General features: G+C 70.8%; 25 protein-coding genes and 1 pseudogene. 17 read left to right on the top strand and 9 right to left on the bottom strand.

The genetic code is table 11. The features are described from left to right. Positions 1-164: 164 nt before the first annotated feature. Positions 165-1,097 (bottom strand): LysR family transcriptional regulator, encoded by a 933-nt coding sequence (locus tag OG700_RS36390; protein WP_405621168.1) that lies wholly within the window; start codon positions 1,095-1,097, stop codon positions 165-167. A gap of 236 nt (positions 1,098-1,333) precedes the next feature. Between OG700_RS36390 and OG700_RS36395 the strand changes: the two genes are divergently transcribed. The 3 genes from OG700_RS36395 (at position 1,334) to OG700_RS36405 (ending at position 4,369) form a co-directional block, all read left to right on the top strand. After that, a complete protein-coding gene (locus OG700_RS36395; protein ID WP_405621170.1) occupies positions 1,334-2,674 on the top strand; it encodes an MFS transporter in 1,341 nt (446 codons plus the stop codon). Between the two features lie 86 nt (positions 2,675-2,760). Beyond that, positions 2,761-3,417, top strand: coding sequence for an RraA family protein (locus OG700_RS36400; RefSeq protein WP_405621172.1), 657 nt, complete (start codon positions 2,761-2,763; stop codon positions 3,415-3,417). Positions 3,418-3,421: 4 nt separating this feature from the next. Further along, entirely contained in the window at positions 3,422-4,369 is a 948-nt protein-coding gene (locus tag OG700_RS36405) for a sugar kinase (RefSeq protein WP_405621174.1), read from the top strand. A 903-nt stretch (positions 4,370-5,272) separates the two neighbouring features. On the opposite strand, the gene OG700_RS36410 is transcribed toward OG700_RS36405, so the two are convergent. The 4 genes from OG700_RS36410 to OG700_RS36425 form a co-directional block, all read right to left on the bottom strand. Further along, positions 5,273-6,616 carry an amidohydrolase/deacetylase family metallohydrolase gene (locus OG700_RS36410; protein ID WP_405621176.1) on the bottom strand — a complete coding sequence of 448 codons (1,344 nt, stop codon included), beginning with the start codon at positions 6,614-6,616 and terminating at the stop codon, positions 5,273-5,275. Between the two features lie 88 nt (positions 6,617-6,704). After that, positions 6,705-7,175 (bottom strand): RidA family protein, encoded by a 471-nt coding sequence (locus OG700_RS36415; protein ID WP_405621178.1) that lies wholly within the window; start codon positions 7,173-7,175, stop codon positions 6,705-6,707. A 134-nt stretch (positions 7,176-7,309) separates the two neighbouring features. Beyond that, on the bottom strand, positions 7,310-8,908 hold the full coding sequence (locus OG700_RS36420) for an aminotransferase class V-fold PLP-dependent enzyme (RefSeq protein ID WP_405621180.1): 1,599 nt from the start codon (positions 8,906-8,908) through the stop codon (positions 7,310-7,312). 239 nt (positions 8,909-9,147) lie between these two features. Next, positions 9,148-9,627: a hypothetical protein gene (locus OG700_RS36425; protein WP_405621182.1), complete on the bottom strand. Its 480-nt coding sequence runs from the start codon at positions 9,625-9,627 to the stop codon at positions 9,148-9,150. A gap of 347 nt (positions 9,628-9,974) precedes the next feature. Between OG700_RS36425 and OG700_RS36430 the strand changes: the two genes are divergently transcribed. After that, complete coding sequence (locus OG700_RS36430) at positions 9,975-10,496, top strand: SRPBCC family protein (RefSeq protein ID WP_405621184.1); 522 nt, start codon at positions 9,975-9,977, stop codon at positions 10,494-10,496. A 33-nt stretch (positions 10,497-10,529) separates the two neighbouring features. On the opposite strand, the gene OG700_RS36435 is transcribed toward OG700_RS36430, so the two are convergent. After that, a complete protein-coding gene (locus OG700_RS36435) occupies positions 10,530-11,102 on the bottom strand; it encodes a DUF4352 domain-containing protein (protein WP_405621186.1) in 573 nt (190 codons plus the stop codon). 125 nt (positions 11,103-11,227) lie between these two features. On the opposite strand from OG700_RS36435, the gene OG700_RS36440 reads away from it, so the two are divergent. From OG700_RS36440 to OG700_RS36470, 7 genes are all read left to right on the top strand, one after another. Beyond that, entirely contained in the window at positions 11,228-11,983 is a 756-nt protein-coding gene (locus OG700_RS36440; protein WP_405621188.1) for a VOC family protein, read from the top strand. A 163-nt stretch (positions 11,984-12,146) separates the two neighbouring features. After that, positions 12,147-12,509 (top strand): VOC family protein, encoded by a 363-nt coding sequence (locus tag OG700_RS36445; RefSeq protein ID WP_405621190.1) that lies wholly within the window; start codon positions 12,147-12,149, stop codon positions 12,507-12,509. A gap of 60 nt (positions 12,510-12,569) precedes the next feature. Continuing rightward, positions 12,570-13,562 (top strand): aldo/keto reductase, encoded by a 993-nt coding sequence (locus OG700_RS36450; RefSeq protein ID WP_405621192.1) that lies wholly within the window; start codon positions 12,570-12,572, stop codon positions 13,560-13,562. Positions 13,563-13,612: 50 nt separating this feature from the next. After that, positions 13,613-14,041 carry a pyridoxamine 5'-phosphate oxidase family protein gene (locus OG700_RS36455; RefSeq protein ID WP_405621194.1) on the top strand — a complete coding sequence of 143 codons (429 nt, stop codon included), beginning with the start codon at positions 13,613-13,615 and terminating at the stop codon, positions 14,039-14,041. A 223-nt stretch (positions 14,042-14,264) separates the two neighbouring features. Then, a complete protein-coding gene (locus OG700_RS36460; protein ID WP_405622234.1) occupies positions 14,265-14,345 on the top strand; it encodes a tryptorubin family RiPP precursor in 81 nt (26 codons plus the stop codon). Between the two features lie 151 nt (positions 14,346-14,496). Further along, a complete protein-coding gene (locus OG700_RS36465; RefSeq protein WP_405621196.1) occupies positions 14,497-15,543 on the top strand; it encodes a cytochrome P450 in 1,047 nt (348 codons plus the stop codon). A gap of 61 nt (positions 15,544-15,604) precedes the next feature. Then, positions 15,605-16,120 carry a GNAT family N-acetyltransferase gene (locus OG700_RS36470; protein ID WP_405621198.1) on the top strand — a complete coding sequence of 172 codons (516 nt, stop codon included), beginning with the start codon at positions 15,605-15,607 and terminating at the stop codon, positions 16,118-16,120. 19 nt (positions 16,121-16,139) lie between these two features. On the opposite strand, the pseudogene OG700_RS36475 reads toward OG700_RS36470, so the two are convergent. After that, positions 16,140-17,373, bottom strand: a pseudogene (locus OG700_RS36475) (SGNH/GDSL hydrolase family protein). Here OG700_RS36475 and OG700_RS36480 point away from each other — a divergent pair. The 5 genes from OG700_RS36480 (at position 17,263) to OG700_RS36500 (ending at position 21,663) form a co-directional block, all read left to right on the top strand. Then, positions 17,263-17,784: a GH36 C-terminal domain-containing protein gene (locus tag OG700_RS36480; RefSeq protein ID WP_405622236.1), complete on the top strand. Its 522-nt coding sequence runs from the start codon at positions 17,263-17,265 to the stop codon at positions 17,782-17,784. The pseudogene OG700_RS36475 and the gene OG700_RS36480 overlap by 111 nt on opposite strands. A gap of 101 nt (positions 17,785-17,885) precedes the next feature. Next, positions 17,886-18,899 (top strand): LysR family transcriptional regulator, encoded by a 1,014-nt coding sequence (locus OG700_RS36485; RefSeq protein ID WP_405621200.1) that lies wholly within the window; start codon positions 17,886-17,888, stop codon positions 18,897-18,899. 175 nt (positions 18,900-19,074) lie between these two features. Next, positions 19,075-20,466: a carbohydrate-binding protein gene (locus OG700_RS36490; protein WP_405621202.1), complete on the top strand. Its 1,392-nt coding sequence runs from the start codon at positions 19,075-19,077 to the stop codon at positions 20,464-20,466. A 65-nt stretch (positions 20,467-20,531) separates the two neighbouring features. Continuing rightward, positions 20,532-20,852 (top strand): hypothetical protein, encoded by a 321-nt coding sequence (locus OG700_RS36495; protein ID WP_405621204.1) that lies wholly within the window; start codon positions 20,532-20,534, stop codon positions 20,850-20,852. Between the two features lie 181 nt (positions 20,853-21,033). Further along, a complete protein-coding gene (locus OG700_RS36500; protein ID WP_405621206.1) occupies positions 21,034-21,663 on the top strand; it encodes a DUF6629 family protein in 630 nt (209 codons plus the stop codon). Positions 21,664-21,675: 12 nt separating this feature from the next. Here OG700_RS36500 and OG700_RS36505 read toward each other — a convergent pair whose 3' ends face one another. Then, the gene (locus tag OG700_RS36505) at positions 21,676-22,425 is read right to left on the bottom strand and encodes a class I SAM-dependent methyltransferase (RefSeq protein ID WP_405621208.1); all 750 of its coding nucleotides are present in this window, start codon (positions 22,423-22,425) and stop codon (positions 21,676-21,678) included. A 324-nt stretch (positions 22,426-22,749) separates the two neighbouring features. Between OG700_RS36505 and OG700_RS36510 the strand changes: the two genes are divergently transcribed. Beyond that, positions 22,750-22,953 carry a cold-shock protein gene (locus tag OG700_RS36510; protein ID WP_107014974.1) on the top strand — a complete coding sequence of 68 codons (204 nt, stop codon included), beginning with the start codon at positions 22,750-22,752 and terminating at the stop codon, positions 22,951-22,953. Positions 22,954-23,034: 81 nt separating this feature from the next. Here OG700_RS36510 and OG700_RS36515 read toward each other — a convergent pair whose 3' ends face one another. After that, positions 23,035-23,388: a PRC-barrel domain containing protein gene (locus OG700_RS36515; protein ID WP_405621211.1), complete on the bottom strand. Its 354-nt coding sequence runs from the start codon at positions 23,386-23,388 to the stop codon at positions 23,035-23,037. Positions 23,389-23,436: the final 48 nt, after the last annotated feature.

A 23,436-nucleotide genomic window follows, 5' to 3' on the forward strand; every position in this document is an offset into this window, starting at 1 on the left:
CCCGGCCGGCCGCGCTCCCGCCCACCGGTCCTGCCCGCCCCTTTCCGGCCCTTCCAACCCTTTCCGGAAGAAACCTTTCACCCGGCCGCCGCCGTACGCCCGTCATTCGTTTTCCGAATGCCGTGCCTCCGGAATCCGAATTGCCCCGTGAGGGGTCCCGCGGATTACGACAGGCGCTGTGTGCCGGGCGGAATGGGCGCTTCGAGGATTTCCCGCAACAGCGTACGCGCCGCCGGAATCAGCGGCCGGTTGGCGTCCCAGTGCACCGCCACCCGGCGCCCGCACGGGGCGTCGAGACGCCGTACCGTCACGTCCCTGGTGTCCGCCGTCGACACCGCGAGATGGTTGGTCACCCCCACCCCGAGCCTGCTGCGGACGAGCGAGACGAGCGTCTGCGGCTGGTTCGTCGCCTGTACGGCCTCCGGCTCGAAACCGTGCTCGCGGAACACCTCGTACGTCTCGAATCCGGGCACGCCCGGTGAGCCGAGCCGCCCGATGGTGATCAGCGGATACGCCGCGACGGCCGCCACCGGAAGCGGATCCGGCAGCTTGTCCAGCGGGTGACCCAGTGGCAGGACGACCGCTAGGGACTCCTGCCACAGGGCCCGCAACCGCACCGTGTCACCGACCGGCGGAGCCATGGGCCGCAGGTAGATGTCTATTTCGCCGTGCGACAGCGCCGAGTCCAGCTCCAGGGTGGACCGTTCGACGAGCACCACCTTGATCGCCGGCCGGCTCACCGCCAGATGCTCCAGCAGACCGGGCACGAACGCGGCGCTCGCGCTCGGATAGCTCCCCAGCGTCACGACCCCCCGGGCCGAGTCGCGACGGCTGGCCATCGCCTCCTCGGCCGTCGCCAGCCGGTACAGAATCGCGCGGGCGTGACCGGCGAGCACCTCGCCCGCCTCCGTCAGCCGTACCGGCCGCTTGCTCCGGTCGAAGAGCGGCACACCGGCCTCCCGCTCCAGCGCGGCCACATGCATGCTCACCCGCGGCTGGGAGCGGTGAACGGCTTCGGCGGCGGCACTGAAACTCCCCGTATCGATGACGCCGAGGAATGAGACAAACCATTCGAGACGAACTTCTGGTCGCAGCATGCCTCTTGCTGTACGCGAGCCGACAGCGGGCAACAAGGTCCGTGAACCGAAGCGAATGAGCCGCAATCCGTTTTCCGAATACCCGTATGTGCAACTCGCCCTTCACGCCGGGGACAACGGGCTCATACGCTCACGCCACTACCGGGATCACCACGGAGCCCCCACCTCCCGCCCCGGCGACCGATGACTCCTTCCACTGCTCACGTGCACGGACGACGCACGTTCGAGGAGCATTCATGACCGCAACCCCACCAGTCCCGGCCAGTCCGGCGGGACGCGTCAGATGGACCATGATCTGGCTGGCCTTCGGGGCCGTCACGATCAACTACATGGACCGCGCCAATCTCGGTGTGGCACTGCCCTACATCACCAAGGACCTGGACCTCTCCAAGACCGCGACCGGACTGCTGCTCGGCGCGTTCTTCTGGACGTACGCGGCGTTCCTGCCCGGTGCCGGCTGGCTGGTCGACCGCTACGGCCCGCGCAAGATGATGGCCTTCGCGATAGCCGCCTGGTCGATCGCGACCATGCTGGTCGGCGCGGTCACCGGATTCCTGGTGCTGTTCTTCGTACGCCTGCTGCTCGGAGCCGTCGAGTCGCCCGCGTACCCGTCCAGTTCACAGATCGTGGCGCGCTGGTTCCCGGTGCGCGAACGCGGCATGGCCGCCTCGATCTTCGACAGCGGCGGGCGGGCAGGCACCGCCTTCGCCCTGCCCATCACCACCGTCGTGATCGCCTGGCTCGGCTGGCGCGGCTCGTTCGTGGCAGCCGGAATCGTCGGCCTCCTCTTCACCGCCTTCTGGCTGAAGTTCTACCGCGACCCCGACGAGCACCCGAAGTTGAGCGCCGAGGAGCGCGCCTACATCCGGGAGGGCGGCGCCAACGAGGCGGGCTCGACGGTGCCCGCGATGCCCTGGAAGGAACTGTTCCGCTACCGCACGGTGTGGGGCATGGTCCTGGGCTTCTTCTGTCTGTCCTTCGTGCTGTACTTCTTCATCACCTGGTTCCCGTCGTACCTGGTCGACGAGCGGGACTTCGACCTGCTCAAGCTCGGCTTCTTCGGGATGATCCCGGCGCTGGTCTCGATGCCCGCGCAGTGGTTCGGCGGCTGGGTGCAGACCCGGCTGATCAACCAGGGCCACACCGTCACCTACGCCCGCAAGTTCCCCATCGTCATCGGGCTGATCCTCTCCTCGGTGATCGTGCTCGCCGGACTGGTCGAGAGCGCCTACCTCGCGCTCGCGCTGCTCGCCCTCTCCCAGGCGTCCCTCTGCTTCGCCGCGTCCAGCCTGTGGGCGCTGCCCGCCGATGTCGCGCCGACGCCGGCCAACGTCGGTTCGCTCGCCGGTATCCAGGGCTTCGCCTCCAACACCGCCGGCGCGCTCAGTCCGGTGGTGGTGGGTGTCCTGCTCGACATCTTCGGCGGCTCGTACTTCGTTCCCCTCGCCGTCGCCGCCGGCGTGTCACTCCTCGGCGCCCTCGTGTACGGCGTCGTCATGAAGCACGTGGTGCCGCTCGGCACCGAGCCGAAGAAGGCCGCCAAGGGCATGCCCACCGCGCCCAAGAGCCCCGCCTGACGGCCTGACCGCCTGACCGTTCGCCCCGCCCCCGTTCCCCCGGAACCCGTATCCCGGAACCCGGGAAAGAGACTGGAGAAACCCCTATGACCAGCTACCCCGAGGCGACCCTTGAGGCCTACAGGTCCCTTGCCACCGCGTCGGTCGCGGACGCCGTCGAACAGCACGGCGTCCGCGGCTATCTCGAAGGAGCGGTCCACCAGGTCGTACCGGGCGCGCGGACACTGGCGGGACCGGCGGTGACGGTCCGTGAGGTGCCGGATTCCGAGATGGAACCGCCGGTGCACGCGCTGGCAGCCATCGACGAGTCCCCGGCCGGCAGCGTGGTGTGCATCGACGCGGGCGCCGCCGACGTGGCCGTGTGGGGCGGGCTGATGACGGCGGGAGCCGTCGCCAGGAAGCTGGCGGGCTGCGTCCTGGACGGCGGGGTGCGTGATGTCACCGAGATCGGCCGGGACTTCCCCGACTTCCCCGTGTACGCCCGCCACGCGGTCCCCGCCACCACCCTGGGGCGCTACCGCACCGTCTCGCTCAACGAGCCCGTCGTCCTCGGCGGAGTGACCGTACGCCCGGGGGATCTGATCGTCGCCGACCGCGACGGCGTCGTCCGCGTACCGCAAGCACTTGTGGACGATGTCCTCGCCACCGCGGTGGACATCGAGAACCGCGAGAAGGAACAGACCGCGCTGATCCTGTCGTCGGGGTCGCTGCGTGACGGTCTCGCCAAGTACAACCGGATCTGACGCGATGCCGGCCACCGACCCCGCGGTGCTCTCCATGGGGGAGCCCCTGCTCGAATTCAACGCCGCCGCCGAGGGAACGCTGGAGAGTTCCACCGCCTTCCTCGCCGGCTTCGGCGGCGACACCTCCAACATGGCGATCGCCGCCCGCCGTTCTGGCGCGAGCACCGGCTACGTCACCCGCGTCGGCGACGACGCCTTCGGCCGGGCGCTGACCGACCTGTGGCAGCGGGAGGGCGTCGACACCACCCATGTCGTCACCGAACCGGGCGGCGAGACCGGCAGCTACTTCATCACCCGGCACGGCGACGGGCAGCACGCCTTCACCTACCGCCGTGCCGGGTCACCGGCGAGCCGCCTGACTCCGGCGGACGTACCGGAGCGGGCGGTGGCCGCCGCCGAGCTGCTGCACATCAGCGGCATCACCCAGGCCGTCGGCCCGTCCGCCTGCGACGCGGCGTTTCACGCCATGGAGACCGCCCGCGCGCACTCCACGCTCGTGTCGTACGACCCCAACCACCGGCCCGCCCTGTGGCCGGCGGCCCGCGCCCGCGCGATCGTCATGCGCAGCGCCGAGCTGGCCGACATCGTCCTGCCCAACCTGAACGAGGGCCGGCTGCTCACCGGCGTGCACGAACCGGCAGACGTCCTCGCGGCGTTCGCCGGGCGCGGACCCGCGATCGTCGTCCTGAAGATGGGCGCAGACGGTGTACTGCTCGGCGAGGAGGGCCGCACCACCCACGTGCCGGCCCACCGGGTCGTGCCCACCGACGCGACGGGCGCCGGCGACACGTTCGACGGTGCCTTCGCCGCCCGGCTGCTCGACGGCGACTCCCCGCTGGAGGCGGCGCGCTACGCGGTGATCGCGGCGGCGCTCACGACGACGGGCCACGGCGCGGTGGGCCCCATCCCCAACCGGGAGGCGGTCCTTCAGGCGGGTGACCTCCGGCGCTAGCTCCTGTCCGGCGGATCTTCGGGGATCAGCCCGGGGTGTCTGGTGCGGTGCGTCGCAAGGCGGAGGATCGTGCTCGTACTGGACGTACTCGGATGCCTTCGAAAACGCTGTCAACGAAGCGAGGTGCCGTGCGAGGCGTCCCGGACCCCCGAAGATCCGCCGGACAGGGCCTAGTTCTGTGACCGGAAGGGTTCACCGGGTGGTCGGTCCGGTGGGCCGGTTCGTCCTCAGTCGCCGGACGGGCTGCGATGGCGGCCCGTCCGGCGACTGAGGACAGGCGCGGCCCAAGAGCCGCGCAACCCGGTCAACGTTCCCGGCCAAGCACTGAACACCCTGTCCCGAAGCGTTGGACGGGTCGCGTACGCGGCCCGTCCAACGCCTTTCGGCGTCCCGTGAAGCCCCGGCACCGGGTCCGTCCGGCAGCAGGCTTGTCCTCAGTCGTCGGACGGGCTGCGATGGCGGCCCGTCCACCGATCGAGGACAAGCCCGGCCCACGAGGCCGTGTTCTGGAAGTCCCCGCCTGCCCCGTGACGCCCCGGCACGCACTCCTCCGTAGCCCCGAGGGGGCACGGGAGGTGCCCCCTCCGTTGTCGGACTCGCCCAAGTACGGCCGGGCCATCCACACCGCCGATCCTCCGCCTTGCGATCGCACGCACCGACGGAGTCATCAGCCGCCCCGCGGGGCGGGCGCGAGGCCCGCCCCGCGGGCTGACGGCGCTGCTTCCCCAGCACGGCCCGGCCGCGCAACCCGGCGTCGTCACCGGCACCGACCGGTACGGGATGCCTCTGCGGCAGCCGTCCCTCCCCGTAGGGGGCCGTTGGGCAGAACCGGCAGAAACCGGCAGAGCCGCTCCCGACCTGCACGGTCGGAAGCGGCTCTGTTCGTTGTCTCCGGCGCCCTGCCTACGGCGCCGCGTGCTCCGTGTTGGTCTTGTTGCCCACGGCGCCCGGCTTCCACGGCTTCGCCGCCTTGCCGTTGAGGTCCCACACGACCGCACCCGCGCGCACGGTCACCTCCGCGACCAGCTTCTCCTTGCCGTCGACCCGCAGACCGAAGCTGTCCGTGTACCCGAACTTGCCCTTCTCCAGGCCGAAGACCGCGATGTCGGCCGGCGACCCGACGGACAGATTGCCCAGGTCCTTACGGCCCAGGGTCTGCGCCGGCTTCCAGGTGGACGCCTCGATGACGTCCTTCAGCGGCATGTCCATCGTGAGGAACTTGGACATGACGTTGGACATGTCCTTCATGCCCCCGTTCATGCTGGTCACGTGCAGGTCCGTGGAGATGGTGTCGGGCCAGAAGCCCTCCTTCTTCCCCGCCATGGCGACGTTCCAGTCGAAGCTTCCGCCGCCGTGGCCGACTTCGAAGAGCACCCCGCGCTCACGCCCCGCCGCCAGGGCGGGATTGAGCTTGCCGTCCTCGCCCAATTCGCCGCGCAAGCCCGAGTAGACGTGCGAGTAGATGTCGCCGGCCCGCAGCTTCTTGGTGAGCAGTTCCTCGGTGGTCCGCTCCGGGGTGGTCGACCCGAAGTCGATCATCGCCGGGATGCCCGCGATCTTGCCGGCCTCCACGGAGCGCTCGACCGGCTCCCAGGACGGGCCCTCGTAGTGCGCGGTCTTGATGCCCCGGATGATCTCCGGGTACTTCTTGGCGACCTTGGCGGCCTCGGCCGCGTCCATGTTGTCGAGGTCCTGCTCCTTTGCGCCGCCGGCCATGCCCTTGCCGACGATGTTCAGCATGGACAGCACGCGGGTCTTGGACGTGTCGACGATGTTCTTCTTGAACAGGTCGAAGTTCTCCCAGCCGGCCGAGCCGGTGTCAACCGCCGTCGTCACCCCGGCCCGGAAGGTGAATCCGTCCGGCGGCAGGCCGAGAACACCGTTGGAGTACGCGTCCTCAGGGCCTCTGAACAGATGTGTGTGCATGTCGATCAGACCGGGGGTCAGATACTTCCCCTTGACGTCGATCGTCTGCTTGGCACGGGACGGGTCGATCTTCGATCCGACCGCCGCTATCTTGCCGTTCTTCACGGCGATGTCCATGGCCTTGTCGCGGTTGTTCTTGGGGTCGATGACATGACCCCTGCGCAGCAGCAGGTCGTACGTGACGGCGGACGCCGAGGCGTCCGAGCCCGGCGCCGGGTCGTCCGAGGGCGGACCGGCGGCGCTGCTGGCGGCCGACGCCCCCACCACGAGGGTGAGAACCGCGGGGAGCACGACCCAGGGGGCCCGTGATCTCAGTGACATGCCAACCCCAATTTCGTCCGGTGACGCGAAGTGCGAGCGGTGGATGTGGATGTTGTACGAGCGGTGGCCGTGTGCCGCGTGGCGTGGCTCATCGCACGGCGATGCAGTCGATCTCGACGAGCGAGTCCCCGGGGATACCGGCCTGCGCGGCGATCGTCGTGCGTACGCCCGGCTCGGGGCCGAAGCGGCCGAGGAAGACGGCGTTCATCCCGTCGTAGTCGTCCAGGGTGTTGAGGTAGACGTTGACCTTGAGCACCCGGTCCATGGACGACCCGGCGGCTTCGAGGTACTTCTCCACCTCGTTGAGCACATGCTCGGTGTGGGCGGTGATGTCACCCTCGAAATGCGCGCCGATGCCCGAGATGAAGACCAGATCGCCGTAGCTGACGACCGGGCTGAACAGCGGGTTCTCCGGCGGCTCGCCGCCGCCCGGGTAGTGGATCTCCTTCTCGGGCTTGGGGCGCTTGCGGTCCTCGGTGGCCTTGACGGCCAGTGCCGGGGTCGCCGCCACGGCCGCCACGACCGGAGCCTTGCGGATGAAGTCCCTGCGGTTCGTCATGCGTTCTCCTTCGTCCGTGCCCGCACGCGCGGGCGCGGGCACGGAACGTCAATGGGATTGCTGCTGGGGAGAGTTGAGAGAGCTGAGCGGGCTGAGCGGGCTGAGAGATCTGGGCCGAGGCCTGGACGCGCGGCTCAGCCGCCGCGCTCGGCCTTCCACGTGGCCTTCAGGTACTCGCCCATGTTGAGTTCGCCGCTCATCGAGTCGCCCTTGAGCGTCCCCGTGAACGTGAAGTCGAGCGAGTCGCCGGACGATTCGCTGAGGGTGCTGCGCACGGTCACCGTCTTGCCGCTGACCGATCCGGTCGCCTTCCTGGACACGTACTCGCCGGTGTGGGTGCCGGTGATCTCGGCGCCGTCCTGCGTGAGTTCCAGCCGGTGCGCGCTCGAACTGCCCGCCAGATACTCGATGTCGAGCGTCCACTCACCGGTCGCGTCGACCGACGGCGGGCGCGGGGGAGCGGGCGGCGCGGGCGGGTCGGTGAGGATCCGCACGAGCGCGTCGGCGATGACCTTCTCCTCGCCGGGCTGGAGCATGTACGGCGTGATCGACACACCCGTCCGCTCCGGGTCGTCGCTGCCCGCGGTGTTGAGCGCGATACGCGGCTCGGCGTCGTACAGCGTGTCCATCACCGTTTCTCCGGACACGCCGAGCTTCTTCTCGTTCCAGGTGATGGAGAGTGACGGGGTGCGGTTCGACAGGCTGTCCGGCTGTGTGACCTGTGTCTTCACGCTCCCGATCGCGGAGACCCGGCGGGCGATGGTCTTCAGCCAGGACTCCCACCGCGCGAACTCGGCGTCGTGGTCGCGCTGGACCCACATCTCCACCGCGGCCAGCATCCCCATGGCCTCTTCCTTGCCGACCTTGTAGCCCCGGCCGACGCCGTGGTGGGGCGCGCTGCTGACCCACGCGGCCCGTACCAGGTCCTCCCGGCCGAGCAGCAGACCGGCCGACTGCGGGCCGCGGATGGCCTTGCCGCCGCTGTACGCGACGAGGTCGGCGCCACGCTCCAGGTGCACGTTGGGGATGGTCAGGATCTCCGCCGCGGCGTCGACCAGCACCGGCACGTCCTTGGGGCCGGCGATCGAGGCGATGACATCCGTGGGGAGTTCGCTCTCGTCCACCCGCGGCCCCGCCATGATGTAGATCAGCGCGGTCTGCGGGCCGATGGCCTCCTTCAGTTCGTCGGGTGTCGTCACCTCGACGACCTTCAGACCGACCAGGCTGACCGCGGCCTCGTACACATTGCGCGAGTGGGCCGGGATGATGACTTCGGTCTTCTGGAAGCCCGTCAGGTCCGGCAGCCGCACGTGCAGGTCGGGGTTGCCGCCCGAGACGCACGCCGAGGCGGCGTGGGTGAGCGCGGCATGGCAACCGGACGCCACCAGGCCGTGCTCCGTCTTGGTTATCTTCGCCAGCCGCTTGCCCACCGCGTCGGCGAGTTCGTCCAGGTGTACGTACTGTCTCGCCGCCGCGTCGATCGCTTCCCGCACTTCGGGCAGCATCAGCGAACCGCTGAGGATGGTGTAGGTGCCGCGCCCGTTGATCAGCGGCCGTACGCCGATCCGCCGGTAGATGTCCTTCTTGCCTCTGCCGGCGGCCGTCGCCGTCTCCCCGGTGGACTGCGCCAGTGCCTCGGTCGCGCCGCCGAGCAGCGGCCCCAGGGAGAGGACACCGCCCGCCACCGCGCTGCGTTGCAGAATCGCACGACGGGAAAGAGCATTACTTGGCATTCCGGCTCCCGTGTCGCCTTGTGAGTCAATGTGCGCACCACGGTAAGGAGATGGGGGGCAAGTGTTAAGCCCGTCTTCCAGATGACAGTATTCGTTATCCGGATTGGGGTCTGACCTGCGGTTTTAAATAATTCAGACTGAGCATTGAACAATTTTCCGCCGGATTACGTACGGGGTGGGGGAGTACCCCGGATTCCGGCCGCCGGGGCCGGATGCAGCCGCCCGGAGAAGGGGCGGTGTCAGGGGGCCGGTTCCACTTCCAGGAACCGTCGGCGGCGGGGGCCCCGGTAGAGCAGGGCCTCCCAGCCCAGCGGGGTCAGAGCGGCGGCGCAGCCGGTCAGCCGGCGTTCCTCGTCCTGGGCGGCGCCGCTGCCGTGCGGGCCCAGCCACTCCACCCGTACCGTCCCCGGCCGTTCGCCCTCGGCGACGCGGAATCCCGTGGCCGTACGCCGGCCTTCGCCGTCCAGCGCGGAGGGCGCGATTGCGGCGGCCTCCAGGGCCAGGGCGACGGCACGGACCGGCTGGTTCCGCTCCCAGGCGGCCGGTACGGCTGCGGGATCGGCGGCGGTGGTGTTGGTGAGGCGGCGGATCTGCACCAGGCCGCCGAAGGCGACGCGGACCTCGGCGGCACGGACGTCCGGAGCGAGGGCGGACGGCGGGCCGTCACCGGTCGCGGCGGCGAAACCGCCGGGCCGTGCCGCGTCCCCCTCAGCCGTCATGCCTGAACAGTAAAGGAGCCCCGACCGGACGGGGGAGACCGGTCGGGGCCGTCTGTGCGGGGTGCGGACGGCGGTCGCCTCGCGGCGATGGGCTCCACAGGGCTTCAGCCGAACGATCTTCCCTGCGGGCATTTCTTGATGGGGCCCGGGGACACTGTTCCATCCACACCCACATACGTCTCAACGGGCACCGGTCATCGAATGTTCCCGCGAGGCGCCGGTCGTCCTGTTCCGGCAGTGGCTTCCGGCCGTGGGGCCGCCGTGGGGCGGACGAGCGGCCGCTGTCAGTGGCAGGTGGTAGACCGGGCCTGTCCGGCCGTCCGGCCGTCCCCCAGGAGGAGATCCCCATGGCCACCATCCCGATCCCGACCGGCAGGCTGCTGCGCACACCTGACGGAGTCGATCTCGTCCTCACGCGCACATTCCGCCTCCCGGTCGAAGAGGTGTGGGCGGCCGTCACCGAGTCGGCGCGCACCGCCCTGTGGTTCGGTGCGTGGGAGGGGGACGGCGCCCCCGGCCGCACCGTGCGCGTGCGGATGGTCTTCGAGGAGCGGGAGCCCTGGACCGAGATGCGCGTCGAGGCGTGCGAGGCACCGCACCGGCTCGCCGTCTCGACGGTCGACGAGGCGGGCAGCTGGAATCTGGAGCTGAAGCTGTCGGGCACGTCCGCCGGGGCGCCCGGCGCGGGCGGTACGGAACTGACGTTCATCCAGCACCGTGACACGGAGGCCGGTCTCGGTGAGATCGGCGCGGGCTGGGAGTACTACCTGGACACGCTCGCCGCCTCCCTCGACGGCATGCCGCGGCCCGTGTTCGAGGACTACTACCCGGCGCAGAAGGCGTACTTCGAGGGGCTGACGGCCGAGTAGCCGGGCGCGGGTCGCCCCGCCCGCACCAATCCGTCACAGCGCCCAGTCGGCCGAGGCCGCCGACGTGCGCGTACGGCCGAACTCCAGCGTGGTCAGGGCCGCGTCCGCCGGCAGATCGAAGACCAGCCACCCACGCGCCGACCGCCCGGCGGCGAGCGGCACCCGCCAGGTCATGACCGGGCCCACCGTGAGCTCGGCCGACGCGGGCAGCGGCACATATCTGCGGCCGAGCGTGTCCACGGCCGTGAAGCTGTGCGGTACGTCGTGCCCGTACGGCCGCGCGCCCGCGTTGTTCACCTCGGCGAGTACGGCGACCCACTTCCTGCCGTCCGGCGCACCCGTGCCTTTCGCCCTGGACGCCTCGTCCACGACGGCCGTCACCGCGAGGGCCAGCATGGCGTCGTCGTGGCCGTCCGGATGGTTCACCAGCACGGTGTCGCCCAGCGGTACGGCGGTCCGGGCGGGCCGCGCGGTCCGGGCGGTCCGCCCGTCGTCGGACTCCGTGTCGGGCGGCGCCGCCACGCAGCCGGTGAGGGTGCACACGGCACCGACGACGACGGCGAGAACCGTCCGGCCAAGGGGGCGGCGCCTCGATGAGCGTGTCATGACCGAATGATGGAGCGCCCGATCGGGGATCCGCCGCTCATCCGCAGGTGTTTCTAGGACATCTTCTGACCTAGACGCTCTCTACGTTGGGGTCATCGCGCCGACGCCCGACCAAGGAGCACAACATGAGCGTACTCAGCGGCAACCAGCCCGAAGGCACCCCCACTTGGATCGATCTCAGGACCCCCGACCGTGCCGGCGCACTCGCGTTCTACCAGGTCCTCTTCGGCTGGGAGTACGAGCCGTACCCGACCGGCGACGTTCAGGGGACCCGCTGTCTGCTGCGCGGCAGGCCGGTCGCGGGGATCGTCCCGGACCCGGACCGGACCGTCGCGGTGTGGACCATGTACTTCGCCACCGACGACTGCGACGGCACCGCCCGGCGCGTGACGGAGAGGGGCGGGCGGCTGATCGAGCCCCCGGCGGACCTGGCCGACCACGCCCGTACGGCCGTCGCGACGGACTCGGTCGGCGCCCGGTTCGGGCTGTGGCAGGGCCGCTCCCGGCTCGGCAGCGAGATCGTGAACGAGCCCGACTCGCTGATCCGCAACGACCTGATCACCCCCGACCCCGAGCGGGCCCGCGCGTTCTACACGGCGCTTTTCGGCTTCACGCCGGACCGCAACAAGGAAGTGCCGGAGCTGGACTTCACCTTCCTGCGCCGCCCCGACGGGCACGAGATCGGCGGGATCATCGGCAGCCCCGGCGTTCCCTCGTCCGCCTGGGAGACGCTGTTCGCGGTGTCCGACACCGACGCGGTGGCGCGGCGTGCCACGGAGTCCGGCGGCTCGTCCACCGACCCCGAGGACACCCCGTACGCGCGGATGGCCACTGTCACCGACCCGGCGGGCGCGGTGTTCTCGGTGGGTACGGCGCCGTAGCGATCGCGCGGTGGGCACCGCCCGGTGAGAATCACCGGGGGAGCGGGCCGGCGGCCGACCGATGACTCACGGGACCGCCGCCGGTCACCAGAGGGAAACCATTCACGGTCCGCCACCGAGGCTCCCTTCGGGAAGCCGGGCGGCCATCAGTAGGAGGAGACCTATGTCTGCCACGATCCAGCCCTTGCTCATCACCCCCGGGATCGACCGGCTGCTGGCGTTCTACCAGGGACTGCTCGGTGCCGTGGAGACGTCCCGCACCCCCGACGAGGGACCCGCGTTCTTCATCAACCTGCGGGTCGGCGACTCCGATCTCGGGCTGGTGTCGGACACGGACATCGAGCTGGGGACGGCGCAGCGCATGCTGCTGAGCGTCGCCGTCGCCGACGTGAACGAGCTGGTGGGGCATGTCGAGGAGCTGGGCGGACAGGTGCGCGGGCCGGCCAACGACATGCCGTGGGGCCAGCGGGTCGCCCACATCAAGGACCCGGACGGCAACACCGTCAACCTCACCCAGCAGCTCTGAGGTTCAGGCCCTCGCGGGCCGCTCCGCCCCGCCCGGTCACGCCGCACGGCCCGCCGTAGCATGATCCGCATGGAGAAGCGCGCACTGGGCAGAACGGGCCGCGAGGCCTCCGTCGTCGGACTGGGCACATGGCAGCTGGGAGCCGATTGGGGTGACGTCGCCGAGGCCGACGCCTTCGCCGTCCTCGACGCGGCGCTCGAAGCGGGGGTGACCTTCTTCGACACGGCGGACGTGTACGGCGACGGCCGCAGCGAACAGCTCATCGGCCGGTTCCTGAAGAACCGCCCGGACACCGATGTCGTCGTCGCGACGAAGATGGGCCGCCGCGCCGCACAGCGGCCCGAGAACTACCACCTGGACAACTTCCGTGCCTGGAACGACCGTTCGCGCGCCAACCTCGGTGTGGACACCCTGGACCTTGTGCAACTGCACTGCCCGCCCTCCGCCGTCTACTCCCGCGACGCCGTCTTCGACGCGCTCGACACCCTGGTCGCCGAGAAGCGGACAGCGGCCTACGCCGTGAGCGTCGAGACCTGCGCCGAGGCACTGACCGCCATCGCCCGGCCCGGCGTCGCCTCCGTACAGATCATCCTCAACCCCTTCCGGCTCAAGCCGCTCGAAGAGGTGCTGCCCGCCGCCCGGGAAGCGGGGGTCGGCATCGTGGCGCGCGTCCCGCTCGCCTCCGGTCTGCTGTCCGGCAAGTACACGAAGGACACGGTCTTCGCCGCCGACGACCACCGCAGCTTCAACCGGCACGGCGAGGCGTTCGACCAGGGCGAGACCTTCTCCGGCATCGACTACGCCACGGGCCTCGCGGCAGCCGCCGAGTTCTCCGGGCTGGCACCCGAAGGCGCCACGGCGGCCCAGACGGCGCTGCGCTGGATCATCCAGCAGCCGGGTGTCAGCAGCGTCATCCCCGGCGCCCGCTCCGTCGGGCAGGCGCGGGCCAACGCCGCCGCGGCCCGTCTCGCGCCACTGCCCGAGGCCACGCTGGACGCCGTGCGGGACCTGTACGACCGCCGCATCCGTGCGGAGATCCACCACCGCTGGTAAGGAGGACGGGACATACCCGTGCTCCGTACTTTCTACGAAGGAGACTTCCTGTGGCCCTGAACACCGAAGAGCGCGAGCAGTTCCTCGCCGAGCCGCACATCGCGGCCCTCGCCGTCGACTCCGGCGCCGAGGACCGGGCGCCGCTCGCCGTTCCCATCTGGTACCAGTACGCGCCGGGCGGCGACATCTGGATCATGACCGGCGCGGACTCCCGCAAGGACAAGCTCATCACGTCGGCGGGCCGGTTCTCGCTGCTGGTCGAGCGGGTGACCCCCACGGTGCGGTACGTCTCCGTCGAGGGCCCGGTGACGGAACGGATCCCCGCCACACGGGACCAGCTCGTCGAGCTGGCCTCCCGCTATCTGCCCGCCGACAAGGTCGACGGCTACGTCACCATGGCGACCGGCGACCACGGCGAGCAGGTCGTCATCCGGATGCGGCCCCAGCGCTGGGTGTCGTCGGACCTCGGCGGGTTCTGAACCGGGGCGACACCGCCGCCGACAGGTATGACCGGGCGTTTCGGTGAGCCGGTGTGTTCGTACACCTGCGCCCTCGACTTCCCTGTCAGGGAAAGCTCATTCGAGCGGTGAACCCTCTTTGGTGTGAACGGGCACAGCCGTCGACTGAGTGTGCGTCGCCATGGGAAATGGCCTCACTGCATCACATTTTCGGTGATGACGTGCCCCAAGGAGGTGTTTAGCGATGAAGCTTCTCTTCGCCATCCGCAACGCGGTGTCCGAACGGCAGAGCCTGAAGTCGAAGTCCTGGTACATCTGGTACTAGGCCGCTACTTCCTGAACCCCCCGTCGTGTGGCCGGTGGCTTTTCGCCCGCCGTACGACGGGGGCGTCTCAACTCTCCCGTATCCCTCCGGGAACCAGGCGGGCCTTCCCCGGAAGCGTCCGAGCCGTCTTTGAGAACTCCGGAAGTACGCCATGTCTCCGCTCTCCCTGCCACAGTCCCGCACCACTGTGCTCTCCCCGCGGCTGGCCGCCCTGCTCCGGGACCACGTCGGCCACGACGTCTTCCGGCTCGAACCGGACACCATCGGCGTCGGGGGCCCCGAAGTCACCGACCGCATCCTGGCGTCCCGGCGTGCCACGGAGACCGAACGGCCCACCTTCAAACCGCTGCAAGGGCGTTCCATCTCCCGGACGGAGGGCTCCTCCGTGATGCGGACCATCGGCGCTGACGTACGCGACGCCCTCAAGCGCCCCCTGCCCGAGGATGTCGACCTGACCGGCCCCTGGCCCCTCACCGGCCACCTCTTCCTGCGTGACCTGATTCTCGGCGCGGACCCGCGCCGGCTGCGCCTCCTGATGAGCCGCAACCTCGAACTCACCCCCAAACTCACCTGGTCGGTGATCGCGGTGGGTGCCGCGTTACCCGGCTGGCCCCGGCCCGGTGACGCGCTGACGGGTCTCGCGGCACGCGCCGCCGAAGCCACCGGCTACCAGGAGCGCCGCTATGCGATGGGCATCTACCGCAGGGCCGCCAGCCCGGTCTGCTTCACCGTCTCGACGCTCGTCGCGAACGCCCTCTGGCTCGGTGCCGCATTCGACGAGGACACCTCCCACCGCAACATCATCTACGAGTCCCTGCGACTGCTGCCTCCGTCGTGGAACCTCCTGCGCAACGCCTCGCCGGAGTACCCGGCCATCGACAGCCGTATCGGTCCTGACGACGACGTACTGCTGCTTCCGCTGCTCTCGCACCGCGATCCGGCGCTGTGGGAAGCCCCGGACGAGTTCCGCCCGGAACGCTGGGACGAACTCGACCCCGACAACACCCCCGGCTATCTCCCCTTCGGCCACGCCTCGGAACGCTGCTGGGGACGCCACCTGGTCATGCCGCTCGCAGAGCTCCTCCTCGACCGGATCCGCACCGCCGGCCTGGTGATCGACCCGAAGCAGCGCACCGCCAGGGTTCCGCTGTTGGGGCTGCTCGGAGTGGACGAGGTCCGGCTGGTCAAGCCGGCGTGACCGGCCGGACCCAGGGCACAAAACACGGGAACTCGAACCGCTGATCCAATAGCGTGCTCTCATGGAGAAGACACTGAAGGGCGCCCTCGTGGTCCTGCGCCCCGCCGTCCCCGACGACATCCCCGCACTCGCCACCATCCGCGCCACGCCCGAGGTCTACGCGACGTGGCGCGGCGGCGACGACCTGCTCACGGACGTGACCGAGGATCTCGACGACCCCGACACCACCTCACTGGTGATCGAACTGGACGGCGCCACCGTCGGCGCCGTCCAGTGGGGCGCCGAGGAGGAACCCGACTACCGGCACGCGAACATCGACATCTACGTCTCCCCGGCCGCGCACGGCCGCGGCGTGGGCACCGACGCCGTACGGACCCTGGCCAGGCACCTGATCAAGGACCTCGGCCACCACCGCATCGTGATCGATCCGGCCGCCGACAACGCCGCGGCGATCAGGTGCTACGGCAAGGTCGGCTTCCGGCCCGTCGGGATCATGCGCGACTACGAGCGCGGCCCCGACGGGAGTTGGCACGACGGACTCCTGATGGACCTCCTCGCCGCCGACCTGACCGATTGAGACCTGACCGATCGAGACCTCACCGACCGCCGTCGCACTCCAGGGACTTCAGCGCGAGTGAGTCGGCCATCGCCTGCATGCCCTTGTCGTTGGGATGCAGATGGTCACCGTTGTCGAATGTGGGCAGGATCCGCTCCGCGTCGTACGGGCTGCGCACCACCTTGTCGAAGTCCACGACCGCGTCGACCTCCCCGCTGGTGCGGATCCACTCGTTCACCTCGGTGCGCACGGCCTCACCCCAGGGGTCCCACTCCGACCAGCCCTTGAACGGCATGACGGTGGCACCGACGACACACAGGCCCGCCGCGTGCGCCCGGTCGACGATCTCGCGGTAGCCCGCCGTCAGGGACGCGGCCGTGACACCGGTGTGCGGCTTGATGTCGTTGACGCCTTCGAACAGCACCACCGTCCGCACGCCCGGCAGTGACAGCACGTCACGGTCGAGCCGCTTGAGCGCGCTCTGCGCGGCGCCGTCCGCCAACACCTGGTAGCCCGAGATCCCCGCGTTCGCCACGCCCTTCACGGTGCCGCCCGTAGCAGCGTGCAGCCGGCGGGCGAGAAAGTCGGGCCGGCGCAGGTTCTTGTCGGTGCTGGACTGCCAGCCGTCCGTGATGGAGTCCCCGCGCGTCACGACCGCGCCCGCGCCGCGGTCCGCGTCCACGGTGACCGCGTCGAGGTAGAACCACGACCCCAGCCGCTCCGTGTACGCGCCGTCGTCCTCTTGCGCCGCTGGTCGCCGCTCGTGGCGTACGACGTCGCGAGAGCCATCCCGTGCCCGGTCGCGGGCCCGCCCGCGTCTCGCACGTACAGACTCACCGCCAGATCGCTCATCGCCGCGACCCGGCCGGGCAGCGGATCGCTGTAGCGGATCTCGCCCGTGCCAGGGTCACGGAGGCGGACCCGCCGAACGCGAGCCGTTTGTTGCTGCCGGGGCGCAGCCGGGCACCGCTGTCGCGGAGCCCGGCGTACGCGCGACCGATGACCAGGGGCCGGTCGCCGAACGCGTTGGAGACCCGGACCCGCAGTCCCGTGCCGCCCACGCTCGTGCGCACGACCAGCCGGTAACTCCGGTCGCCGACCGTGTCACCCATCCGGTCCGCGCTCGCCGCCCAGGTGACGACGACGCGGCCGACCGCGTCGCCATCCAGCACGGCTACAGCCAGCTCTACCCGGCGTCGACCACGGCCGCCTGGGGCACCGACGTACCCAACGAACTCAGCGCGCGCACCGTGCCGTTGGCCTTCCGCTTCCATGTGGCGACGGCCGGGGTACTGGCCGTGGGCGGTGACCTCACCCGCTGGTCGGACGGCGAACTCGCCGCGGGCGCCGGGTTCGTGGCCACGTACAAGCGGGTCCGCCGACTGGTGCAGCACGGCGTCCAGCACCGGCTGCGCGCGCCCGCGGAGGACGGGCCCACCGTCGTGCAGTACACGTCGGCCGACCGCACTCAGGCGCTGGTGCTGGCCTGGCAGCGGGCGCCGCGCCGGGGGCGGCCGGAGCTGCCCGTCCACCTCGCCGGGCTCGAACCGGCGGCGGTCTACCGGGACGCCGCGACCGGGGATTCGCACCACGCCACCGTCCTGATGGAGCACGGACTGCCGCTGGGCCTGCCGGCGGGGGACTGGGCCAGCGCCGCGATCCATCTGATCCGGGTGTCCCCCTGACGCCGTGGTCGGCGCCTCAGCCCGGGGCTGGTCCGGACGGTGCCGCTATTGGTCTGGACCGGCCCCTTGCCCTCGAACCGGCCGACGGCCAAGCTCACGTCATGGAGCTGGAGTTGCGGCATCTCAAGACGATCCGGGCCATAGCCGACGCGGGCAGCCTCACCAAGGCCGCGTCCGTCCTCGGCCTCGCCCAGCCGGCCCTCAGCGCGCAGCTGAAGCGGATCGAAAGCGCCCTGGGCGGGCGGCTGTTCGACCGCGGACGGCACGGTGTCCGTACGACTCCCCTCGGCGAACTGGTCCTGGCCCGCGCCCGTATTGTGCTGCCCGCGGTGAGCGAACTCCAGCAGGACGCCGTCCGGTTCGCCCGCACCCTGGAGGAGACCCGCCGCTTCCGCCTCGGCGGCACCCACGGCCCGCTCCTCGGCGGGCTCGTCGACCGGCTCGTCTCCGCCCACCCCGGCGTCCCCGTCACCACGTACACCTCCTGGTCCGAACGGGAGATCGCCGCGTCGGTCGCCGAAGGACGGATCGACTACGCCCTGATCGGCTGCTGCGGAGCGAGCCCGCCGCCCGCCGGCGAACGGCTGGAGTGGCGCGAGATCGCAAGCGACCCCGTCTTCGTGATGCTCGCGGCCGGCCACCCACTGGCCGGCCGCCAGGAGATCGGCCTCGCCGAACTCGCCGACGAGGCATGGACCGACGTGCCGGGCGACGGCTGCTTCAGCGACTGCTTCACCGCCGCCTGCGCCCGCGCCGGCTTCACCCCCAGCAGCGTCTACGAGACGGACACCGCCTCCTGCGTCCATCTCGTCCAGGTCGGCCGCGCCGTCGGACTCTGCCGCGCCACCTTCCCCACCACCGCCGGACTGGTCACCAGACCCCTGGCCGGCAGCCCACTGAACTGGCGCCACCTGCTCGGCTGGCACCCGGCGGCGCGGGCCGCCGACAGCGCGCCCGCCGTCTTCGAACAGGCCCGTACCGCCCACGCCCAGGCGGCGGCCCGCAGCGAGAGCTACGCCGACTGGCTCGACGGCGGTCGCGGCCCCCTCGCCTCCCTGCCGCCCGGCAGCCTCCACAGCGCCGGGCGCCTTCGCGACGCCGCGCGCCTTCCCTGAGCCGGACGCGTTCCCGGAGCCAGGGCCGCCCGTGCGCCGGAGCCGTCCGTGTGCCGGGCGCGTTCCATAACGCCGGGCAGGGGGAGAACTGGCATCTTATGAACGGAAGTTGACGCTCCTACGGTTTCGATACTGCCCCGCCCGCTCCCCTCACCGAAACCGAGGAGACTTCCCCATGCTCCACAGACCCACGCTCCACCGACACGCGGCGAGCGCGTGTGCCGCCCTCGCCGCCATCGGCGCACTCGTGCTGGCCGGGCTGCCGGGCACGGCGTCGGCCCAGACCACCGGGTCCGCCGCCGCCCCCCGCTCCGCGGCCGACACCCTGGGCGCCGCCGAGACCTCCCCCGCCCTGCTGACGGCGATGCGGCGCGACCTCGGCCTCACCCACGCGCAGGCCCGCCACCGGGTGGTCAATGAGGCGGAGGCGGGCGCGACCGCCGGCCGGCTCCACCTCGAACTCGGCCGCAGCTACGCCGGCGCCTGGGTACAGGGCGCCGAATCCGCCCGGCTCACCGTCGCCACCACCGACGCCGCCGACGTCCCGGCCATCGAGGCCACGGGCGCCACCGCCACCGTCGTACCGCACACGCTCGCCGCACTCGAAACGGCGCAGCGGACACTGGAGCGGGCCGCGGCCCGAACCACCGCCCGGACCACCGCCGTCGACGCGCCCGTCCGGTACGTCGACGTCCGCACCAACACCCTGGTCGTCCAGGCCGTCCGGCCCGCCGCCGCGCACGACCTGCTCGCCGCCGCCGGGATCGACCGCGACCTCGTCCGCGTCGAGACATCGGCCGACCGGCCCCGCGCGCTCTACGACATCCGGGGCGGCGACGCGTACTACATGAACGGCTCCGGGCGCTGCTCCGTAGGCTTCGCCGTCACCAAGGGGACCCAGCAGGGCTTCGCCACCGCCGGCCACTGCGGTCGCCCCGGCACCACCACCACCGGCTTCAACCAGGTCGCCCAGGGATCCTTCCAGGCCTCCACCTTCCCCGGCCGCGACACCGCCTGGGTCGCCACCAACACCAACTGGACCTCGACCCCGTACGTCAAGGGCCAGGGCGGCGCCAACATCCAGGTCACCGGCTCCACCCAGTCACCCGTGGGCGCCTCGGTCTGCCGCTCGGGCTCCACCACCGGCTGGCACTGCGGCGTCATCCAGCAGCACAACACCAGCGTCACCTACCCCGAAGGCACCATCTCCGGAGTGACCCGCACCTCCGTCTGCGCCGAACCGGGCGACTCGGGCGGCTCGTACATCTCCGGCAGCCAGGCCCAGGGAGTCACCTCCGGCGGCTCCGGCAACTGCTCGTCCGGCGGCACGACCTTCCACCAGCCCATCAACCCGCTGCTCCAGGCGTACGCCCTCACCCTCAAGACCACCACCGGCCCCGGCCCCGGCGATCCCGGTGAGCCCGGCGGAACATGGGCCGCCGGCACCGTCTACGCGGCGGGCGCCCAGGTCACCTACGGCGGAGCCACCTACCGCTGCCTCCAGCCCCACCAGGCGCAGCCCGGCTGGCAGCCCCCGAACGTCCCCGCGCTCTGGCAGCAAGTGTGACGCGAGGCATTCCCCGTCGTCAGGACCGCGCGTTTCAGACCACGTCGAGCGGTAACACGCACCTGATGACTACGGAGAGCGAAGCGAACAAGATCTGGAACGGCACGGCGACGGCGGTCGGCGCGAGCACGAGGTCGGCAGCCGCCAAGGTACGGCGGACCACCGGCACCGTCGCGCACCGCGCCAAGGCGAGTTCGGCGGGCGCGGCCTCCACGGCCACCACCACGGCCGCCACCGCGTGGACCGCGATCAAGCGGCGGAAGGCCGTATCGGCGGGAACCGCCGCCGGCGTCCTGTCCCTGGCGGGCGCCGCCTTCGCCCTGGGCCGGCGGACGGCCAGGGCGGGGCGCGGCCCCCTCACCCGGCTCACCGGCGGCCGGATCTGACCACGCCGACAGCGTCACCACGGAGGGCCGACGGACTGCCGTCGGCCCTCCGTCCCGCTGTCACCGAGGCCCCGGGGTGACAGCCGTGTCACCCGCCCGGACGCTCTTCGCGGCCGTACGATCGGACCCGTTACGCGGTGATCACACCAACACCGTCCCTCTTCGGTCCCTGGATGACGTGATGTGCTGGAGCGCGACCGCCGACCTCACCGCGGGCGTCTGCGTCGGAGCGATCGGAGTGGCCTGCGTCGCCCACGTACGCCGGATCCGCGATCTGCCGCTCGCCGCGCTGCCCCTGCTGCTCGGTGCCCATCAGATCGTCGAGTCCGTCGTCTGGGACTCGGGCGGCGGTGCGGGACCCGCCACCACGGCCTGGGCCGTCATCGCGCTGCCCCTGCTGGCGCTCTGGGTCCCGCTGGCCGTCCTGTCGGCCTCGCGGCCGGGGACCCGGCGGCGGCTCGCCGTACCCGTCGCCTCCGGTGTCGTCACCGCCGCCGCGCTCTCGTACTACCTCGCCACCCGCACCGTGACGGCCGATATCCGCGGCCACACCATCGGATACGCGGTCCATCTGCCGGAGCCGGCGATCGTCGTGGCCGGCTATCTCCTCGCGACCGTCGGGGCCCTGCTGCTCGCCGGCGACCGGACGGTGCGGCTGCTCGGTGTGCTGGTCGCCGTCGGCGCGGTGGTCTGCGCGGTGGTCTGGCGACTGGAGTACGTTTCGACCTGGTGCGCCTTCGCGGCGCTCGCCTCCGTCGTCCTGCTCGGCTGGGCCCGGCGGCGTACGGCAACGACCTCACCGGCCGCCTGACGGCCCGACGCCTCACGGCCGGCGCGCGACCACCACGCGACAGCGCGGACTCCCGTCCGGCAGCAGCCCGAGGCCGTCGAGCGCGACGAGATCCACCTCGAAGCCCGTACGGGTCAACTCGTCCACCACGTCGGCGAGCCGGAAGGTGCGGTAGTACATGACGAAGGGCGGACGCCACACGGCGTTACGCGCCCGCATCGCCGCGTCGAAGCCCCAGAGAGTCCAGTACAGCCGCGAGCCGACGCGCGGCGGCGCGGGCACCGGGAAGACGAAAGCCCCGCCGGGCCGCAGGACTTCACGGACCCGGGTGAAGAGCGCGGGCCGCTCCGACGGCAGGAAGTGGCCGAACGCGCCGAAGCTCACGGCCACGTCGAAGGCGGCGCGGAAGGGAAGGGCGCGGGCGTCGGCCCGTACGAAATCGACCGCGGGCCCGCCCGAACCGCCCTCGCGCGCCCCGTCCTTCGGCAGCAGGGCGGACCTGGCGGTGGCGAGCATGCCCGCGCTGAAGTCGACGCCGGTGACCCGCTCGACGCACACCTCCCGCAGGACGTCCACACCGGCTCCGGTGCCGCAGCAGATGTCCAGACCGGCGCGGAAGGGGCCGAGCGGGCCGAGCGCGTCGGCGACGGCGTCCAGCACGCTGTCCGGCGTACGGAACGGGGTCAGATCGAACTTGGGCGCGAGCAGGTCGTAGCCGCGCTCGGTCGACGAGAGCGCCTGCACGGTCAGTTCGCGAAGGGTCGGGCCCTGTGAGGTGAACATCACCGGTCAGCGTACCGACAGTTCCGACACGCGACGCGGCGGGGGGACATTCGTGACGCTTCCCTCTCTCGGGGGACATAATGCGGCTCGCGGCGCACTGTCACTGCACTGTGCGGGTGTTGTCGGGCGTCACGCTTGATCGTTTCTGTGGTCTGGGAGCGAGGAGACGTGTAGCGTCAGGCTTAGCTGTCGTGGTTCCGAAGTACTTTGTCGCCCGTGATCACAGTCGCGGGCGATTCGGCTGTTCAACGTCTCTGAGGACCAGGGCGATCACCTCCGGTTCCCGCACGGTGCGGGAACCGTTATGAGTCCTTTGGAGGACACATGGCCAGCGGTACCGTCAAGTGGTTCAACTCGGAAAAAGGCTTCGGATTCATTGAGCAGGACGGTGGAGGCCCCGACGTCTTCGCCCACTACTCCAACATCGCCACCCAGGGCTTCCGTGAGCTCCAGGAGGGCCAGAAGGTGACCTTCGACGTCACGCAGGGCCAGAAGGGCCCCCAGGCGGAGAACATCGTCCCCGCCTAGGACGTCCAGCCCGGGGACACCTCGTGTCCGCCAGCGCCCCGGCACCGTTCTGCCGGGGCGCCGGTGCGTCGCGACGGGTTGTCAGGAAGCGGTGACCAAAGAGGTGTAGTAGGTGCTGAGGGCGCCGAGGTAGGCCGGATCCCTGGTGTCGTGATCGCGCTCGAACACCGGAGCGCCCTTCGCGGTCGACTTCGTACAGCCGACCTCAATCACCCGCGCGGCCGGATCGATCGACGTCACCAGCCCGGCGGGAATGACGAGACTCTTTCCGAAGACCCACATCCCGGTGTCCACCACCAGGTGTGCGAACGGTGAGCCCTCGGACTGTCTGTCCACGCTGCCCACCGTTCCGTCGGTCGCATGGACGCTGTAACCGGTGAGGTCCATACCCGGCACATGGCCCGACTCGACCGCGAATACCCACATGTCACCCATCCCGGCCCTCACTCTTGTTTGACATTCGCGGCGAGATCGCCGTTCAAG

Origin of the sequence: Streptomyces sp. NBC_01508, from assembly GCF_045040315.1 — a bacterium.
GTDB lineage: Bacteria > Actinomycetota > Actinomycetes > Streptomycetales > Streptomycetaceae > Streptomyces.

What these genes read in the sequence shown, in the direction of transcription:
- OG700_RS36450 (WP_405621192.1), top strand. Translation starts at nt 12,570, where the DNA reads ATGATCCGCATGGAGAAGCGCGCACTGGGCAGAACGGGCCGCGAGGCC.
- OG700_RS36395 (WP_405621170.1), top strand. Translation starts at nt 1,334, where the DNA reads ATGACCGCAACCCCACCAGTCCCGGCCAGTCCGGCGGGACGCGTCAGA.
- OG700_RS36410 (WP_405621176.1), bottom strand. Translation starts at nt 6,616, where the DNA reads ATGTCACTGAGATCACGGGCCCCCTGGGTCGTGCTCCCCGCGGTTCTC.
- OG700_RS36390 (WP_405621168.1), bottom strand. Translation starts at nt 1,097, where the DNA reads ATGCTGCGACCAGAAGTTCGTCTCGAATGGTTTGTCTCATTCCTCGGC.
- OG700_RS36515 (WP_405621211.1), bottom strand. Translation starts at nt 23,388, where the DNA reads ATGGGTGACATGTGGGTATTCGCGGTCGAGTCGGGCCATGTGCCGGGT.
- OG700_RS36405 (WP_405621174.1), top strand. Translation starts at nt 3,422, where the DNA reads ATGCCGGCCACCGACCCCGCGGTGCTCTCCATGGGGGAGCCCCTGCTC.
- OG700_RS36460 (WP_405622234.1), top strand. Translation starts at nt 14,265, where the DNA reads ATGAAGCTTCTCTTCGCCATCCGCAACGCGGTGTCCGAACGGCAGAGC.
- OG700_RS36500 (WP_405621206.1), top strand. Translation starts at nt 21,034, where the DNA reads ATGTGCTGGAGCGCGACCGCCGACCTCACCGCGGGCGTCTGCGTCGGA.
- OG700_RS36430 (WP_405621184.1), top strand. Translation starts at nt 9,975, where the DNA reads ATGGCCACCATCCCGATCCCGACCGGCAGGCTGCTGCGCACACCTGAC.
- OG700_RS36505 (WP_405621208.1), bottom strand. Translation starts at nt 22,425, where the DNA reads ATGTTCACCTCACAGGGCCCGACCCTTCGCGAACTGACCGTGCAGGCG.
- OG700_RS36445 (WP_405621190.1), top strand. Translation starts at nt 12,147, where the DNA reads ATGTCTGCCACGATCCAGCCCTTGCTCATCACCCCCGGGATCGACCGG.
- OG700_RS36485 (WP_405621200.1), top strand. Translation starts at nt 17,886, where the DNA reads ATGGAGCTGGAGTTGCGGCATCTCAAGACGATCCGGGCCATAGCCGAC.
- OG700_RS36420 (WP_405621180.1), bottom strand. Translation starts at nt 8,908, where the DNA reads ATGCCAAGTAATGCTCTTTCCCGTCGTGCGATTCTGCAACGCAGCGCG.
- OG700_RS36400 (WP_405621172.1), top strand. Translation starts at nt 2,761, where the DNA reads ATGACCAGCTACCCCGAGGCGACCCTTGAGGCCTACAGGTCCCTTGCC.
- OG700_RS36425 (WP_405621182.1), bottom strand. Translation starts at nt 9,627, where the DNA reads ATGACGGCTGAGGGGGACGCGGCACGGCCCGGCGGTTTCGCCGCCGCG.
- OG700_RS36435 (WP_405621186.1), bottom strand. Translation starts at nt 11,102, where the DNA reads ATGACACGCTCATCGAGGCGCCGCCCCCTTGGCCGGACGGTTCTCGCC.
- OG700_RS36440 (WP_405621188.1), top strand. Translation starts at nt 11,228, where the DNA reads ATGAGCGTACTCAGCGGCAACCAGCCCGAAGGCACCCCCACTTGGATC.
- OG700_RS36470 (WP_405621198.1), top strand. Translation starts at nt 15,605, where the DNA reads ATGGAGAAGACACTGAAGGGCGCCCTCGTGGTCCTGCGCCCCGCCGTC.
- OG700_RS36495 (WP_405621204.1), top strand. Translation starts at nt 20,532, where the DNA reads ATGACTACGGAGAGCGAAGCGAACAAGATCTGGAACGGCACGGCGACG.
- OG700_RS36490 (WP_405621202.1), top strand. Translation starts at nt 19,075, where the DNA reads ATGCTCCACAGACCCACGCTCCACCGACACGCGGCGAGCGCGTGTGCC.
- OG700_RS36510 (WP_107014974.1), top strand. Translation starts at nt 22,750, where the DNA reads ATGGCCAGCGGTACCGTCAAGTGGTTCAACTCGGAAAAAGGCTTCGGA.
- OG700_RS36415 (WP_405621178.1), bottom strand. Translation starts at nt 7,175, where the DNA reads ATGACGAACCGCAGGGACTTCATCCGCAAGGCTCCGGTCGTGGCGGCC.
- OG700_RS36465 (WP_405621196.1), top strand. Translation starts at nt 14,497, where the DNA reads ATGTCTCCGCTCTCCCTGCCACAGTCCCGCACCACTGTGCTCTCCCCG.